This is a genomic window from Methanosarcina flavescens, from assembly GCF_001304615.2.
In the GTDB taxonomy this organism is placed as follows: domain Archaea; phylum Halobacteriota; class Methanosarcinia; order Methanosarcinales; family Methanosarcinaceae; genus Methanosarcina; species Methanosarcina flavescens.
Map to the genome: position 1 here is coordinate 1599780 of NZ_CP032683.1, position 16681 is coordinate 1616460.

General features: G+C 40.7%; 13 protein-coding genes. 12 read left to right on the forward strand and 1 reads right to left on the reverse strand.

Features of this window, described 5'->3' with window-relative positions; genetic code table 11:
- Window positions 1–379 precede the first annotated feature (379 nt).
- Window positions 380–1198: a helix-turn-helix transcriptional regulator gene (locus tag AOB57_RS07195; protein ID WP_226999668.1), complete on the reverse strand. Its 819-nt coding sequence runs from the start codon at window positions 1196–1198 to the stop codon at window positions 380–382.
- A gap of 334 nt (window positions 1199–1532) precedes the next feature.
- Between AOB57_RS07195 and AOB57_RS07200 the strand changes: the two genes are divergently transcribed.
- From AOB57_RS07200 to AOB57_RS07255, 12 genes are all read left to right on the forward strand, one after another.
- A complete protein-coding gene (locus AOB57_RS07200) occupies window positions 1533–2207 on the forward strand; it encodes a phosphoribosyltransferase (protein WP_082384311.1) in 675 nt (224 codons plus the stop codon).
- 322 nt (window positions 2208–2529) lie between these two features.
- The gene (locus AOB57_RS07205) at window positions 2530–2976 is read left to right on the forward strand and encodes a Zn-ribbon domain-containing protein (protein ID WP_054299733.1); all 447 of its coding nucleotides are present in this window, start codon (window positions 2530–2532) and stop codon (window positions 2974–2976) included.
- Window positions 2977–3297: 321 nt separating this feature from the next.
- Window positions 3298–3882 carry a hypothetical protein gene (locus AOB57_RS07210; RefSeq protein ID WP_054299732.1) on the forward strand — a complete coding sequence of 195 codons (585 nt, stop codon included), beginning with the start codon at window positions 3298–3300 and terminating at the stop codon, window positions 3880–3882.
- 423 nt (window positions 3883–4305) lie between these two features.
- A complete protein-coding gene (locus AOB57_RS07215; protein WP_054299731.1) occupies window positions 4306–4992 on the forward strand; it encodes an ArsR/SmtB family transcription factor in 687 nt (228 codons plus the stop codon).
- The gene (locus AOB57_RS07220; protein WP_054299730.1) at window positions 4989–7253 is read left to right on the forward strand and encodes a CDC48 family AAA ATPase; all 2265 of its coding nucleotides are present in this window, start codon (window positions 4989–4991) and stop codon (window positions 7251–7253) included. The genes AOB57_RS07215 and AOB57_RS07220 overlap by 4 nt, the downstream gene beginning before the upstream one ends.
- Window positions 7254–7403: 150 nt before the next feature.
- A complete protein-coding gene (hsp20, locus tag AOB57_RS07225) occupies window positions 7404–7931 on the forward strand; it encodes an archaeal heat shock protein Hsp20 (protein ID WP_054299729.1) in 528 nt (175 codons plus the stop codon).
- Between the two features lie 54 nt (window positions 7932–7985).
- Window positions 7986–8483: an Hsp20/alpha crystallin family protein gene (locus AOB57_RS07230; protein ID WP_054299728.1), complete on the forward strand. Its 498-nt coding sequence runs from the start codon at window positions 7986–7988 to the stop codon at window positions 8481–8483.
- 1350 nt (window positions 8484–9833) lie between these two features.
- Window positions 9834–10946 (forward strand): DUF1646 family protein, encoded by a 1113-nt coding sequence (locus tag AOB57_RS07235; protein ID WP_054299727.1) that lies wholly within the window; start codon window positions 9834–9836, stop codon window positions 10944–10946.
- Window positions 10947–11955: 1009 nt separating this feature from the next.
- Window positions 11956–13068, forward strand: a complete 1113-nt coding sequence (locus AOB57_RS07240) for a DUF1646 family protein (RefSeq protein ID WP_054299726.1) — start codon at window positions 11956–11958, stop codon at window positions 13066–13068.
- A gap of 843 nt (window positions 13069–13911) precedes the next feature.
- Window positions 13912–15240 carry a type III ribulose-bisphosphate carboxylase gene (rbcL, locus tag AOB57_RS07245; RefSeq protein WP_226999687.1) on the forward strand — a complete coding sequence of 443 codons (1329 nt, stop codon included), beginning with the start codon at window positions 13912–13914 and terminating at the stop codon, window positions 15238–15240.
- A gap of 56 nt (window positions 15241–15296) precedes the next feature.
- Entirely contained in the window at window positions 15297–16388 is a 1092-nt protein-coding gene (locus AOB57_RS07250) for an L-threonylcarbamoyladenylate synthase (RefSeq protein WP_054299724.1), read from the forward strand.
- A 48-nt stretch (window positions 16389–16436) separates the two neighbouring features.
- Window positions 16437–16676 (forward strand): hypothetical protein, encoded by a 240-nt coding sequence (locus AOB57_RS07255; protein WP_226999669.1) that lies wholly within the window; start codon window positions 16437–16439, stop codon window positions 16674–16676.
- Window positions 16677–16681: the final 5 nt, after the last annotated feature.

Sequence of the window (16681 nt, forward strand, 5' to 3'; positions counted from 1 at the left end):
ATCCTCAAGAGCGAAAGGAATAAAAAAGTCAATTAGACCAGGAGGTTTTCCCACCCGGTTATTTGGGAATAAGTGATTAAGTGTCCTTTAATAAGGTTTCTTTAACATAAGTGGTTGAATTTTAGCCCTGGTTTCCTATCGGATTTATTATTTTTATACATGAAAGCCATGACTTAGATATTTAAAGAGAAAATTAAAGAGAAAAACGATCTGTAAAGGCTTGGGTTCAGGATTAAGATTCTGATAAGGAGAAATGTAATATTGCCGGATATAAATAAGAAACTTTATAAAGGGGACTCAAACTATTTTTTGTTTGTAAGACGGGAACATATGTTAACATTTTCCTTTCATCTGCAAATCTCCCTGATCGGGCTTACCCTTATATTTCCTGAGCCTGCTCTTGGTAGTGCAGAATAAGGTCTTCAGCCCATTTAAGAGCTGCAGGCTCGAAGCATATAACAGTTTCTTGGTCAAAAGATCCTTTTGAGGTAAGAAAATCAACAGCCATGAAACGCTCGGTCTTAACCAGCATTGCAATCTTTATATCATCCGTACATAGAAAAAGCTTCTTTTTTTCCCTAGTCAGATAAAGTCTCAGTTCTCCCTCAAAATCAGTTTTCAATCTTTCATAAATTTTTTCTGTTACTATAAGGGTTATTTCGGTATCGTCATCTTTGTTTGCCAGGAAGGTTTCGGAAAATATCGGATGGAATATTGAAGAAAAAGAGAGGATTTTTCTTGATTTCTCTATATTCTCCAGAAAAATGGCAGGAGGCTCAAAGATATTGTCAGGATCAGGTCTAACAATGAAATAGGACTTTAATTCATTAAGCCTCTCAAGGAACTCTCTGGGTAAAGCGGTGAGATCACGTTCCTGCCAGTAACCCGCATTTTCCTCAATGACCTGCAGAGTATCGAGCAGAGGTTCCATTTTTTCAACCAGAATATCCGCAAGAGGAGTTAATCTGTACTCCCTGTCTTCTTGAAGAACCAGATGTTCGTCTTTCAATTTTTTGATTTGAGGAAGCATACCTGTCGGGTTAACGTTCAAAGTGTCTATAATTTCTTCTATCGTTTTCCCCCCATTTTTGAGCAGGAGCAAAAGGTCTTTTCTCTTCTGGGACATAAAGAGCAGGTCTATAAGGGCTTTGTCCATTGATCTCACTTTCCAGATCTCGCACTTCTGCGAAAGATTCATTTTTCCCTTCGATTATTCAGAAAGGATTTATAAAGAAATTTAATATTTATATGAGATACTCTGGAGGTATTTGAAATTAACTTAGTCGCGCCCTCTCAGTATAATAGAAGCTTCCAATTTAGTTTTTAAATATTTCTTTTTAAATCTTATCAGGTTATTTTTTAACCTTTTTCTGTAATGTCTTTTGGCAAGATAAGAAACCTTAAAGTCTATAACCTAAATTATATAGCTCAAATGTAGAACTTGGGAAGTACATACCCTTAACTGGTGAGTATCCTGACCGGATGCGTGAATTCCAGATCAGGGAGGACTTTGCATAGAATCATTTAAATGTGTGCTTACAAACTGGGATTACATTTATAACTTGTGCCGAAAAGTCTCAATCGAAATCAAACGTTCTGGATACGAACCGGACGTTATTATTGCGCTTGCCAGAGGAGGTTGGTTTGCAGGACGAGTGCTCTGCGATTTCCTGGGGCTTGATGATCTATCCAGTCTGAAGATCGAGCACTATGTAGGAACCGCAGCTATCGATACTGGTGAACCTTATATCCGGTACCCTCTCTCAGACAACGTGATAGAGGGCAAAAAGGTACTTATCGTAGATGATATCGTTGATACAGGAGAGAGTATGATAAGTGCTAAGGCTTATGTAGAGAGCCACAATCCAGCAGAAGTCAGGACAGCGTCATTACAATATTTGGGAAGCTCGAAAATCGACCCCGATTATGTAGGAGAACGTCTCGAGGATTGGGCCTGGATTGTCTATCCATGGAACTTCATGGAAGATATGATAAGCATCCTGACAAAGTGCATGAGAAAAGACCCTAAAAAACCCTGGAGTCTTGAGGATCTCAAGCACAGCCTTTACATAAATCATGGCCTGGACTCTGTTGTCTTTGAAATCGCCCAGCCAGGAAGACTTCCGGAAGTCCTGGAAGAAATGGAAAGAGTACGCAGAGTCAGTTCCGAAATCATCAATGGAAAGAAGCACTGGAGGCTTTTGTAAAAAGTCCATTATAACTTTCCTGATCAGCAAGCTAATATGCAGGCTGGCTTCCTGCTTAAAAGTTGGAAGAGATTTACAACCTAAGAGTGTGTTTTACCTTTGCTGGTTGGAGCTATCTCTTTCTTTTAAAACAAAATGTTGTGTCGTAAATACAAATATACATATCTATTCAGGGTATCTTTAAAGTACCCAGAAGATATCATTGTTGTCACTGTATATCCATTAAAATAACGGCCCCGGATACCTAATAGGTCTAATGTACTAAGTACATGATTACATTATTTACATTAAATCATTTATATTATCTATTACCGGTGAATTCATGCCCCACAGATGCACCAGATGCGGAACCATTTTTGAAGACGGAGATTCTGTCATCCTAAGCGGCTGCCCGAACTGCGGCTGGAATAAGTTCCTTTATGTAAAAAAAGAACCCGAAAGTATGGAGAACCAGGGAAGACTCTCTTTGGAAGAACAAAAGCTGGATCTGGAATCTTCTCTGGATGAAGTTGTCAGAAATATTGATGAGGCTCTTGCCAGTGAGCAGGAAAATGTGAAACAGGAACCTGAAGCAGAGAGGAGAACAGATGAAGAAAGAGTGGAGTCTGTAAGAATTCTTGGGCCCGGCTCCTACGAGCTTAACTTGGATACTCTTTTTGAAAGAAAGGAGCTTGTCATGGCAATCCGGGAAGAAGGGTCCTATGCCCTGCATTTACCCTCAGTTTTCAATCAAAAAAAAGAAAGAGCAAAACCAAAAAAGCAGAAATAATCTTTAACTTTTTCTGAGATTTCCCGGAAATCTTTTGCCTGCGAATTTTTAAGAATAATTTCCGGTTACGATTATAGAAAAAATCTAAAGGTTTATCCTTTTAGCCTAGAGAGCAAAAATTAACTAATCCTGTCTTCACTGTTCTTTACTCTAAATTTCTCTTTAAGGGCTCCCGGTATAGTTTCAAAATGTTTTCTATATTCAAATGAATTATATATACAAAATTAGGGATTTTCTTTTATTAGAAAAGTTATTCTATCAAGAGTTCAATTTCATGCTTGACACTAGAATTGTTATTATGATCTCTGAGCTGGGATTTAAATGAAAATCGACATTGTCTGTAAAATACTAGTACTTTTAATCTTTCTTGGATTTGCTGTTTTTTCAGGAACTATTGTTCTGGTTGATAACAAGGATGATAAGTGTTCTGGAAAGCAGCTTGTTGAAACTGCTTCTAACGAAAGCTCGCCAAAGGTAATGACAGACGCTCAGGGGAACGGTATGATTCAGAAGATACATCTTCAGGATAATCCTGTTGATTCTAATGGTTACTGGGATGATTCTGAGTCTTTTGTTATTGATATTAAGAAGTTCGAGGAATCTGCTGCAAGCGGAAATATCAGTATTAGATTACTGGAAAGAGACTTTGAGATAGAACTAGATAAGATCACAGTTTCTAATGGAGGCAGGTCCTGTCATTATTCCGGGCAAGTTAAAGGTATGCCCCACAGTAAAGCTGAGTTTTATATCTATGGCGATGTATTTTGTGGCTCGATAGAGTTTTGCGATTTGACGTATACTATCGCGGTAACATCTGAAGAGTACGATGGAAAAACCGTTCATGTAGTATTTTTGATAAATTGGGAAAATGAAAGAGATAAGGTAAAGGATATGTTAATCCTCTAAGTTTCCTGCGTGGCTCGGATTTAACATAAGACTTGTCAGAAACTATGAGAAACATGACTTGCAGATCCTTACCGGTATTTGAGAATAATTTTATTTTTTAGCTTACACTACATCTAGCTTTTTGTTACTTATACAGCAACCCAGTTTATCGCTCTATGTTCTCTCATACCCAGTACATACTGATTTTGATTACAGGTTAAATAGCTGATAATGCAAATATTTATATACCATCAATGCTAACTCTAGGTTACTATCTTATACACACCTCTCCAGCTAATCTTCCGGGTAAAATCGGGCAGGGTTTCTGATCCCTGTCAGAACTACTCAAGACTGGATACATCACAATCTAAAAATAATAGTAGCAAAAATCTGGCGTCATTGCCTTAATATCCCATAAATTTAAATGATCATCAGAGGGGGAAAATGGACCCGGCAAAATTACTTGATATTCTGGGGAATGAAAACCGCAGGAGGATTATACAACTCCTTGCAAGCCGCCCCTGCTATGTCAGTGAGATCTCTGGCAGGTTGGGAGTAGGACCAAAAGCCATAATAAGTCACTTGGATCTGCTTGAGCAGGCAGGAATTATAGAGTGCAGTGTGGATGAACAGAGGCGCAAATACTTCAATATTGCAAATAACATGCGGCTTGAAGTGCTGGTATCCCCGTATACCTATACAGTGACGCTTCACGACATCCATTTTAACAGAGAGAAAGAAGACGAGATTCCTTCAAAAAAGGAAGCTCCCGCCAGGGAAGAATCATCTGCTTTATTACTTAAGTTGAGCAGCAGACTTCAAAAGCTCAAAAAAAGGCAAGAGGAATTGACACAGATGCAGCAACAGCTTCAGGCAGAATACACAGAAATTATGGATCAATGCCTGGATTCAATTGAAAAGGTCGCCACTAATCCTGTAGAGTGTGAGCTTCTATTTGAGCTACTGAAAAATGAAACCACTCTAGCTTCCTTGTGTTACAACCTGCGCCTGCATCCCAGTGTTATTAACGCTAGTCTGATAGACCTTGAAGAGAAGGGGTTTATTGAATATAGTATCAAGAATAACCAGTATTACTGGAAAATACGTGAGACCGGAGTTGAGAATGAATGATTGAAGAAACGAACTTGAGAGTTGCTGAAGCTTATCATAAGGACGTGGGCAGGGGAATTGCAAGAATCGACACCCGGCTGATGCAGCAGATGGGGCTTGTAAGTGGGGACATAATCGAGATCTCAGGAAGAACCAAAACCTATGCGATTGTCTGGCCAAACGTAGAGCGTGACCAGGAAAACCGGATACGAATTGACGGAAATCTGCGCAGCAATGCAAAAGTTGGGATTGATGACAGGGTCACTATCCGGAAAGTCCAGGCAAAACATGCTCAGAGAGTTACCCTTGCTCCTTCCCAGCCTGTAAGACTTGTCGGAGGTGCCCATTACATCCTCAGAATTATCGAGGGAAGGCCCCTGAATAAAGGTCAACAGATAAGGGTGGAAACTGTAAATAACCCACTCACTTTCGTGGTGGTATCAACAAGGCCTGCAGGACCTGTTGTTGTTACCAAGGATACCGAGATTGCCATCAAGGAGAAATCGGTTGAAGAGATTAAGGTTTCAGAAGGTATTTCATACGAAGATATCGGTGGGCTTAAGCGAGAAATTCAGCTTGTTAGGGAAATGATTGAGCTGCCATTAAGGCATCCTGAACTTTTCCAGAAGCTTGGGATTGAGCCTCCCAAAGGAGTATTGCTTCACGGGCCACCTGGTACGGGCAAGACAATGATTGCAAAGGCGGTTGCAAGTGAAACTGATGCCAATTTCATTACTATCAGCGGTCCTGAGATTGTTTCCAAGTACTACGGAGAAAGTGAACAAAAACTCCGTGAGATCTTCGAAGAAGCTGAAAAGGACTCACCTTCTATCATCTTCATAGATGAGATAGATTCCATTGCTCCCAAACGTGGTGAAGTTACGGGAGAACTGGAACGCAGGGTGGTCGCCCAGCTGCTTTCCCTCATGGACGGGCTTAAGTCCAGAGGCGAGGTCATTGTAATAGCTGCCACAAACCGTCCGAATTCAATAGATGAAGCTCTCCGCCGTGGTGGAAGATTTGACAGGGAAATAGAAATCGGAATCCCGGACCGGAACGGCAGGAAGCAGATTCTTTTAATTCACACAAGAGGTATGCCAATTGAACAGGAGGTAAGCCTTGGTGAAATTGCGGATGTAACTCATGGTTTCGTGGGAGCTGATTTAGCTTCCCTGTGTAAGGAAGCTGCAATGCACGCTCTGAGAAGAATAACTCCCGAAATCGATATTGAAGAAGAGATTCCTCAGGAGATTATTGATAACCTCGTAGTTACTAAAGAGGATTTTAGGGAAGCTCTCAAGAATATCGAGCCTTCGGCAATGAGGGAAGTTTACGTTGAAGTCCCACACGTAAGCTGGGATGATATCGGAGGACTCGAGAATGCAAAGCAGGAACTTATTGAGGCTGTAGAGTGGCCCCTGAAGTATCCCGAGATCTTTAGCGCCATCAGTGTAAAACCTCCAAGAGGTATATTGCTTTTCGGACCTCCAGGTACAGGTAAAACCCTGCTTGCAAAGGCTGTTGCCAGTGAAAGCGAAGCTAATTTCATTAGTATCAAAGGTCCGGAACTGCTTAGCAAGTACGTGGGTGAATCCGAACGTGCGATCAGGGAAACCTTCAGGAAAGCAAAACAGGCTGCACCAACGGTTATCTTCTTTGATGAGATTGATTCAATTGCCCCCCAAAGAAGCTCTGTTTCAGATACTCACGTGTCCGAAAGAGTTGTCAGCCAGATTCTTACCGAACTGGATGGAGTAGAAGAACTCAAAGATGTAATCATTGTCGCGGCTACTAATCGTCCAGATATGGTGGATCCTGCTCTGCTGAGACCTGGCCGCTTTGACAGGCTCATTTATATCAAGCCACCTGAGAAAGCTAGCAGGGAAAAGATCTTTGAGATTCATACACAGGGGAAACCTCTTGCAGACGATGTTAACCTTTCAGAACTCGCGGATATGACTGATGGATACGTGGGTGCGGACATTGAGGGAATCTGCAGGGAAGCTGCGATGCTGGCACTTAGGGAGGTAGTTACTCCGGGAGTTAGCAGATATGACATAGAGAAACGGGCAGGAGAAATCAGGATTTCAAAGAGACACTTTGAACGTGCAATCCGCCGTGTAAAGCCAACGACATCCAGAGAAAGTCTTTCGGCTTATGAACAGACTGCGGAACTCTTCGCTAAGTATGCAACTGCGTTTGAGGAGGAAGCTCCTGAAACTGGAGAACAGGAAAAAGAAATCGAACATAAGAATGTTCCGGGCTTCTTTGAGGCTGAATAAGTCAGTCAACTGACAGGTCGGCAAATCCCGACCTTTTATCTCAAGGGCCTGTGAATTACTGATAATAGTAACAGTTAATATCAACAACTGTTTGATTATATTTCCCTAAAAATAAACTACTAATAGATAAATTAATAACGGAGTGATCATATGGACAGATACAGAAGAAAAAGAAGAAGCTTTTTCGATGAGATCTTCGGAATCGATCCGCTTGAGGACATGGATGAAATGTTCGAACGCCTTAGCAGGGCAATGGGTATGAATTTAAAGAACTTCGGGCAGCATCCCTTCGTCTATGGATTCTCTGTAACCCAGAGGCCAGGAGAGGAACCTGAAATCCGTGAATTTGGGAATATTCCTAGGTTTGAACAAACCGAGACCGGAGAAAAGCATTATATTGACACAAGAAGACCCCTGATTGATGTACTGGAAGCCGAGGAGACCGTGCACGTAATTGCCGAGATTCCTGGCATCGAAAAAGAAAATATCAGACTGAACGCAACTGATTTAATACTTGACATCGAAACAATAAATGGGAATCCAAAATATTCCGAACGTGTGGAACTGCCAGTAAAGGTGGACCCCCAGAGTGCGAAAGCCACATACAAAAATGGTGTACTGGAAGTTACCTTTAAGCGGCTGGAGTCCAGTTCCCGAACCTCAATAAATATTGAGTGATCTTTAGGGAATTGCACTGAATGTGCAACAGCACGAGGAAAAGCAGAGGTAATAATGGTGGGCATAAGAAAAAGAAAGGATTTCTTTGAAGATTTTGGATCTGAACTTTTTGACAACCTGGAAGAAATGATCGAAGCCCTCCTGGAAGATATGAGAGAGTCCGGACCCTTCGTCTATGGATTTTCTATCATTCGTCGCCCGGGGGAAGACGCCGAACTCCGGGAGTTCGGAAATATTCCGGAACACTCTGAAGATGAAGAGGATTTCTTCCCCTCCGAAATAAGAGATCCTTTAATTGATATCTTTGAGAGTGAAGAACTGGTGCACGTACTTGCTGAGCTCCCGGATATCGAAAAGGAAGATCTCCTGTTGCATGCGACCGCTCAAAATCTCGAAATCAGGATCCTTGGAGCCGCTGAATATTCGCAGGATATAGAGCTTCCAAGTCGGGTAGAGCCCAGAAGCGCAAAAGCCAGCTATAAAAATGGAGTGCTTGAGGTTACCTTCAGGCGCTGTAATGAAGAAAGGCCTGTTGAAATCGAAATTAACTGAGGTCACCGGATTTCAAGAATTGAGTGAACAACTAAATAAAAGAGGTCACACTAAGGGACCTTTTTGAGAACTGTAATTGAGAACTCAGTCCAAAGTCCTGATAATCACATGCCAAACAGTAACTCAAAGCAGATAGTATGCACGTTAAAATAGATGGTATGCAGAATTTCTGCAGAGAAACTATCGCGCTGTTAATTTAAAGTAAAGTTAAGCCTTTTAATGCATACTATCCGTATCTCTATTTTGTGCGCTCTGCGCCTTTTTTAACCACTTTATATTTTTATATCTCATTTTTTAATCCTATCTGATTATTTTCTGTTTTGCCCAAGAGTTAGACTTTACAAGTTAGCTTACTATATTTTGCCTTGTCAGCACAATGCGCCTGTGCAACTATTTCAATTGTCCTATCTCATATCCTTTTTATTTCCTTTTCAACTTTCATATTGGCGCTCTAAACAATGGTCAATCTAAACTATTGAGGACATTATAGAACTAAATACCGTATATTTTACAAAATAGTTCTGTTTTACAAATTAGTATAAAAAAGATTTGATTGATTATAAAAAATGACTAAAAAATTTGAGTTTTTTTGTTATAAAATTTATAATTAGAGATTTTTTGTATAAAATATAGTGCTTTTGAGAAGAAAAAAATCACAAAATATATACGTTTGATCATTTAACAGGGAATTTGTAGTCCCAAAATAAGAAAAGCATGTGTGATTGGGGACGGAAATTCAAGGTAATACTTCTGGCTAAAGGAAAACTTAATTCCGCAGCCTTTAAGCCCCGAAATTAGTCTTGTGCAGGAGATGCTGGATAGCTGTGCACATCTGTAAAAAACAGAGAAATTCTCACCTATAGAAAACTCAATTTATGCGTGTAAGAAAGATAAAAACCCAAAAATGATTTAAGATCTTTTTATGAGGTAAAGTAGCATATTATCTTATAAATTCAGATCAAAATTATACTCTTCAAGCGCCACAAAACATAACTTGATTAAGGCTCCCATCAGGAGCAAATTGAAAATCTTTCTCATACGCATGGGCATTGAATTGATCTATGGGAAAATAATAGAGAAGACCCTCATAATGCTGAAAAACTTGGGACTTTGAAATGCTTAACAGCGAAAAACGCTTTCAGGCATTTGTAATCTACAGTGCTCACATTAACAATTATATTTCCTTTAAACAGTATACTTGTTATTTACGTATCAATCAGCTATTTTATTCCTTAAAAACATAGCTTCAGGCTGTTTAGAGGGTTCAGATGTATACAAACAGTCCATATGCTTGCTTTACTGTGAACACTATAGACTACTATAGAATATATAGTAAAGGAGGAAAGAATAATGGCTCTTGAACCAGGCATTTTAGCTGGGTTTCTTGTAATATTCCTTGCCGTATTGCTCGGCCCTTTTAAGATACACGTTATTGAGGAGAATCTGGAGGTATTCCTGTTTGTCTGTGGAATAGCAGCAATGACCATTTCAGGTTTTGTCGAAATCCCAGGTACAGAAACAGGCTGGAGAATGGAAATAATCGAAGAAGCATTGACTTCGCCACTGAATTCTTTAAACATCGGCGGCATTCCAATAGGCATATTCCAGGTAGTGCTGATTGTCGGTTTAATTATCTATAAATGGCATGAACCTATCCACAAAGCAATCAGGAAAATGGCCAATGCACTCTCTCTTAAAATTATGGCTTTTATCCTTATTGCGGTACTTGGCCTATTTTCAAGTGTTATGTCGGCTATTCTCGCTGCAATTATTCTCGTTGAAATGGTTAATGCATTGCCGATATCACGAAAATCAAAGATAGATCTTACAGTTATTGCATGTTTCTCAATCGGGCTTGGTGCGGCGCTTACTCCCCTTGGCGAGCCGCTTTCAACAATTGCCGTCTCAAAACTCTCAGGTGAGCCTTACCATGCTGATTTCATGTTCTTATTTAACATGCTGGGTAAATATATAATTCCAGGTATCCTTGCATACGGTATTGTTGGGATGTTTTTCCTTGGGAAAGTTGATATGAAAGACTCTGGAATAAAAGCCGAAGATTATAACGAAACTTTGAAAGATGTAATAATGAGAGCTGTTAAGGTCTATCTGTTTATCATGGCTCTGACATTTCTTGGAGATGGTTTCAAGCCTATTATATTCGAGTACTTCACACAAATACCCTCAGCGGTACTATACTGGGTTAACATGGTTTCAGCTATCCTGGATAACGCCACTCTGGCAGCCGCTGAAATCGGACCGACTATGAGTGAACTGCAAATAAAGAGTATACTTATGGGACTTTTAATCGCAGGCGGAATGCTAATCCCAGGAAATATACCGAATATTATCTCTGCAGGCAAACTGGGTATAACCAGTAAAGAATGGGCAAGGCTTGGAGTACCAATGGGACTTGTCACAATGGGTATATATTTCGCCATTATCTTCGTATTTAGAATTTAAGCTTAAAATCTCCCCTACCTGATAGGATTCAGCTGCGGAATCTGGTGGCAAACTCAATTAAAATCATTGGATTCTGGAACAGAGTCTTAATAAAGCTTGCTAGATAATAAAAACTGTATAGAATGAATTAAAGGCTTATTGTATCGTCTTCAAATCCAAGGGAAAAAAAGAATTAAGAGATGTAATGAAAATTTCCAGTTTAACTAGATTGAAAACATATCGGGAAATAGGGTACTTGATAGCGAGTTTCTCCTATTTTGATTGGAAAATCCTCACCTTGAATTTGAAGAAGGTACTGTTTATTTAATTAATTTGTTCGACGTCACTTTCGATCTCAATTTCAATCTATCCCGAATATTCTCAGGCAATCAATATCAGTTTATAACTCTTTTCTCAATATCTTAATACCTTACTTAGTTGAATCCTTTCATATCTGTTCTCACATTATAGATGAGCTTAATTACGGTTAATGCTGTTAAATTTAGCAGGAGATTCTTCTCTTTTCTGACAAATTCAAATTTGCAAACCGAGCAAAAAATCCCCCAGAGGGTGTGTTAAAGCTCTATTACTGAGTGCGGGAAGCGATACTAAAATCGGGACTGTGAGAATGTATTAAAAATAGTTCGCTCTATCTCTCAGGATCGATTCTAGACAAAACTTCTGTAATGAATATCAGCCGTTATAGATAAAGCAATTTCACAGGTTGATTGGTTGGATTAAATGACACAAACATTTGATCATAGAAAATTTGGACCGAAAGTATTTTCCATAAACATCAAAATAAATCGTGGGCTAAATCCTTAATGTTAAGTAAATTCTCTTTACAAAAAATATAAATGTTATATTGAATATTAAAATGTCAAATTGAATATTAAAGATATTATAGTATCAAAGAATAAATAGAGCAAGTCTTTATAAGACTAAAACATTCTAGGCTCTAATACAGTTTAACAGTAAGCCGTTCAGGCTTCATAGTCTAGCATAGCATTAAAAAGGAGGAAAAAAATTAGTGGCTCTTGAACCAGGAGTTTTAATTGGATTTCTTGTGATTTTCTTGGCCGTATTACTAGGTCCTTTTAAAATACGCGTTATTGAGGAAAATCTGGAACCATTTCTGCTTGTGTGCGGAATAGCAGCAATGACTCTCTCAGGTTTTGTTGAGATTCCAGGCGAAGAAACAGGCTGGAGAATGGAAATAATCGAAGAAGCATTGACTTCACCGCTGCATGTCGGAGAGATAGCCGGCATTTGGATTGGTATATTCCAGATAGTTCTGATTGTCGGGCTTATTATCTATAAATGGCATGATCCAATCCACAAAGCAATCCGAAAATTAACCGACATTCTTTCCGTTAAGGTTTTAGGATTTCTTCTTATTGTTGTTCTTGGTTTATCTTCCAGTATTATGTCGGCTATTCTTGCGTCAATTATTCTTGTTGAGGTAGTCAATGCAATGCCTCTTTCGCGAAGATCCAAAATAGACCTTACAATCATTGCATGTTTCTCGATAGGGCTTGGCGCAGCACTTACCCCCCTCGGTGAACCGCTTTCAACAATTGCTGTCTCAAAACTCGCCGGCGAGCCTTACCATGCCGATTTCATGTTCTTATTTAATATGCTGGGTAAGTATATAATCCCAGGTATCCTTGCATTTGGTATTGTTGGAGTGTTCTTCCTCGGAAAAACCAGTCCAAAAGACCAGGGAATGGGAGCAGCCGATTATAGTGAGACTTTAAAAGACGTCATAATGAGAGCTATTAAAGTCTATGTGTTTATTGCAGCACTCGTTTTGCTTGGCGAAGGTTTCAAACCTTTAATAATTGAATACTTTATCCAGATTCCTTCAGGTGTCCTTTACTGGGTTAACATGGTTTCAGCCATCCTTGACAATGCAACCCTGGCTGCTGCTGAGATAGGCCCTGCTCTGAGTGAGCTCCAGATAAGGAGTATACTTATGGGACTTTTGATTGCAGGCGGAATGCTGATCCCAGGAAATATCCCGAACATCATCTCTGCAGGCAAGCTTGGTATTACCAGCAGAGAATGGGCAAGGCTTGGGGTACCCATGGGGCTTATCGCAATGGCTATCTATTTCGTCGTCATCTTTGTGCTTGGATTATAAGCTCAAGAATTGCCCCCAGTCTAAAATAATTGAGTTTCAATCCAGTGATTAATGAGGAATCAAAAAATCACTGGATTTTGAAACCGAATTGTGATAAACCGCCTAAACAATAAAAGCTGTAAGAACTAATTGCAGTTTTATTATTATCCTATTCAAATTCGATAGAAAATATGGCTTTCAAAAGTTTTCATTATATCCTGAATTTACCAGGATCTGAGAAACGCATCCAAAAGAATTAATTCCTTGAATATCAGGATAAGACTGCATCTTTACCCCTCAAGTGAATTTTTCTATCGAATTTGAGTAGGTACTATTTATTCAGTTAAGTTTCTCTCCGGTATTTTTCATTGTCTTTCAAGATAATAATTAGATAACCAGCACCTAAATTTGTCTATCAGGTTCCTCATTCTCCACGTGCACCCTTAAGTCCACTATACCTTTTTACAATTCTTATCCGGATATCTAATAATTTAAATTTTTAGTTTCTGCATAGTCTCGGAAAGATAAAGCGGCAAAACTCCTGGCTGGACTGGCAATGGGAATAAATTATCCGGAACCCAGCGATTTTTCTTCTCATCCTTCATGCTGACCAGGATAAAAGAGACTGTTCAAACGTTACAAACTTCAGAAAATAGCTTTGTTCAGGATTTACAGTGGAAAACTAATCTTAAACTTTTTTCAAAGAAGGCGACGCTAAATTGAATACAAACGGGATAATTCCTTATTTTATTCCCTTGCCGTACCTTTATGTTTCTCGGTCCAGATTTATTCCATTCAATTAAACAAGTTTTTATTTATGTTTAGTTACTTCCTTCAATCAGGATTATCAATTCTACCTAACCTATTCTATTCTGTAGACTAACTTACTCAACGAGGAGGAAGACAATGCGAAGGGACTATATAGACACGGGCTATAGCCCGAAGGATACCGATCTAACATGTGAATTCCATATCGAGCCATCAGCAGGAGTGAACTTTGAGGAAGCTGCAACCCATATGGCAGGGGAAAGCTCTATAGACTCCTGGACTGAGATTGCTACACTCAGTCCCGAACTTGCGGCCAGGTTGAAGCCCCACGTATTTTATGTGGACGAGGGATCACAAACTGTAAGGGTAGCTTATTCCGAAGAACTCTTTGAACTGGGTTCGGTCCCGCAGGTTCTCAGTGCGGTCGCAGGAAACATCCTGAGCATGAAGGTCGTTGAGAATCTGAGGTTGCAAGATATCGCTTTCCCGAAGTCAATGCTCCGTGAGTTCAAAGGACCAAAATTCGGGTTGCTAGGAGTCAGGAAACTTACAGGTGTGGAAGGCAGACCTCTGATAGGGACTATTGTCAAGCCGAAAGTGGGGTTAAACTCTGAAAAACACGCCGAGGTGGCTTACAACTCTTTTGCTGGAGGCTGCGACCTTGTCAAGGATGATGAGAACCTTACGGATCAAAAATTTAACAGCTTTGAAAAAAGAGCCGAACTCACCCTTAAACTTGCAGAAAAGGCGGAAGCTGAAACCGGAGAGCGCAAAATGTATATATGCAACATTACTGCCCCGACCTGCAAGGAAATGATCCGCCGCATGAATGTCCTTAAAGACCTGGGTGCTCACTATGCAATGGTCGACATTGTGCCCGCAGGCTGGACTGCGCTTCAGACCCTGAGAGAAGAAGTTGAAGACACAGATCTGGTACTTCACGCCCACCGCTGTATGCACTCAGCCTATACCCGGAATCCTCGCCACGGAATAAGCATGCTTGTCGTTGCCAAGCTCTGCAGATTGATTGGACTTGACCAGCTTCACATAGGTACGGTTGTTGGAAAAATGCACGGAGAAAAGCATGAGGTTCTGAACCTCAGGGATGAGTGCGTACTTGACAATGTGCCTGCAGATGAAAGCCAGCACGTCCTTGCCCAGGATTGGGGAGGACTGAAACCAATGTTCCCGGTTGCATCAGGAGGGCTTGCCCCAACTATGATTCCTGACCTGTACTCTATTTTTGGAAGGGATATTATTATGCAATTCGGCGGAGGAATTCATGCACATCCTATGGGTACGGCAGCAGGAGCTACTGCTTGCAGACAGGCACTTGAGGCAACCCTTGAAGGAGTTAGCCTGCAGGAATATGCGAAAAAACACAAAGAACTTGAAGTTGCCCTTGATAAGTGGCTGAAGAAATAACCCGGATTGCCGGATAAAAACAACAGGAGTAATAACCGGAAAGGAGCTTACCCTCTGTGCAGGCAGAAAACGGAAATAGAGCAAAGACCCTGGTTTTCCGGGTTTCCGATGAGAATTTCGATTCCGTCCTTGACAGGGCGGCAGACATAATCAAAAACGGCGGGACTGTAGCCTTTCCCACGGAAACGGTCTACGGGCTTGGAGCTGACGGTCTGAATCCTGAAGCAGTTCTGAAGATCTTCAAGGCAAAAGAGCGCCCTCCGGGAAATCCCCTTAGCCTGCTTGTCCATTCAAAGGAAGATATTAAGAAGGTAGCAAAAAATGTTCCTGAGAATGCTTTCAGGCTAATGGATGCTTTCTGGCCCGGCCCTCTTACGATTATCCTGGAGAAAACCGATATTGTTCCTGATATTACCTCAGGAAACCTGCAGTCAATAGGAGTCCGCATGCCTGATCATAGAATTCCCCTGGAACTCATAAAGAGGGCAGGCACTCCTCTTGCTGCTCCGAGTGCCAACCTGTCAGGAAAACTTAGTCCCAGCCTTGCAGCCCATGTTATATCTGATCTTACAGGCAGGATTGATGCAATTCTTGATGGAGGGAAGGCTGACATCGGCCTTGAGTCAACTGTAATTGATATGACTGTCAAGCCGCCTGTTGTGCTCAGGCCCGGAGCCGTGAGTATTGAAGAGCTTGAAAATATTATAGGAAAGGTCAGACCCGGATACAAAGGCAGCGAAGTAGAGAATGAACCGGATCTGTCCGAAAAAAAGGCAGGTCAGAAATACGGGCATTATACCCCTGATACAGAAGTCGTGCTTGTTGAAGGAGAAGGCAAACCAGTTTCAGATAAGCTTGTCAAGCTACTTGATAATTACAGAAGTAAAGGACAGAAAGTCGGGTTTCTTCTCAGTGAGGAAACTGCAGCTTTCCTTTCTATGAGAAATCTAAGCCTGGATGATTGCTTTTTACTGGGGTCCAGGAAAGAACCAGAGATAGCCGCCAGGAAACTCTTTGAAGGGCTAAGAGAACTTGACAGAAGAGGGCTGGACGTTATTGTGGCTGATGGGTCTTTCAACCGTTCAGGACTTGGCGAGGCGCTTATTAACCGACTTAGAGAAGCATCTTCTAGAAAATTTGTTGTTTAAACTCAACTGTAATGCAAAGTTGAAGATTCAGTTAAATGTTTAAGAGGGATGGTCTTGAAAGCAGAAAAAAAGGAAAATCTGATGAGAATGCGGGCTTATAAAAAAGTCGCAGATAAAAATAAAAGAATAAACAAAATCAATCTTGTAGTGCTGGCTGCAGGCCTGCTTTTAACAATCCTGGGCATGGAGGAAGTGGGAAGCTATCTTCTCTGGGTAGGTATGTTTGTTCTTCTTATAACAGGAATTTCAGGCATTCTTGCATCTGGGTCCCTGCGCAGGCAGAGATAAGACAG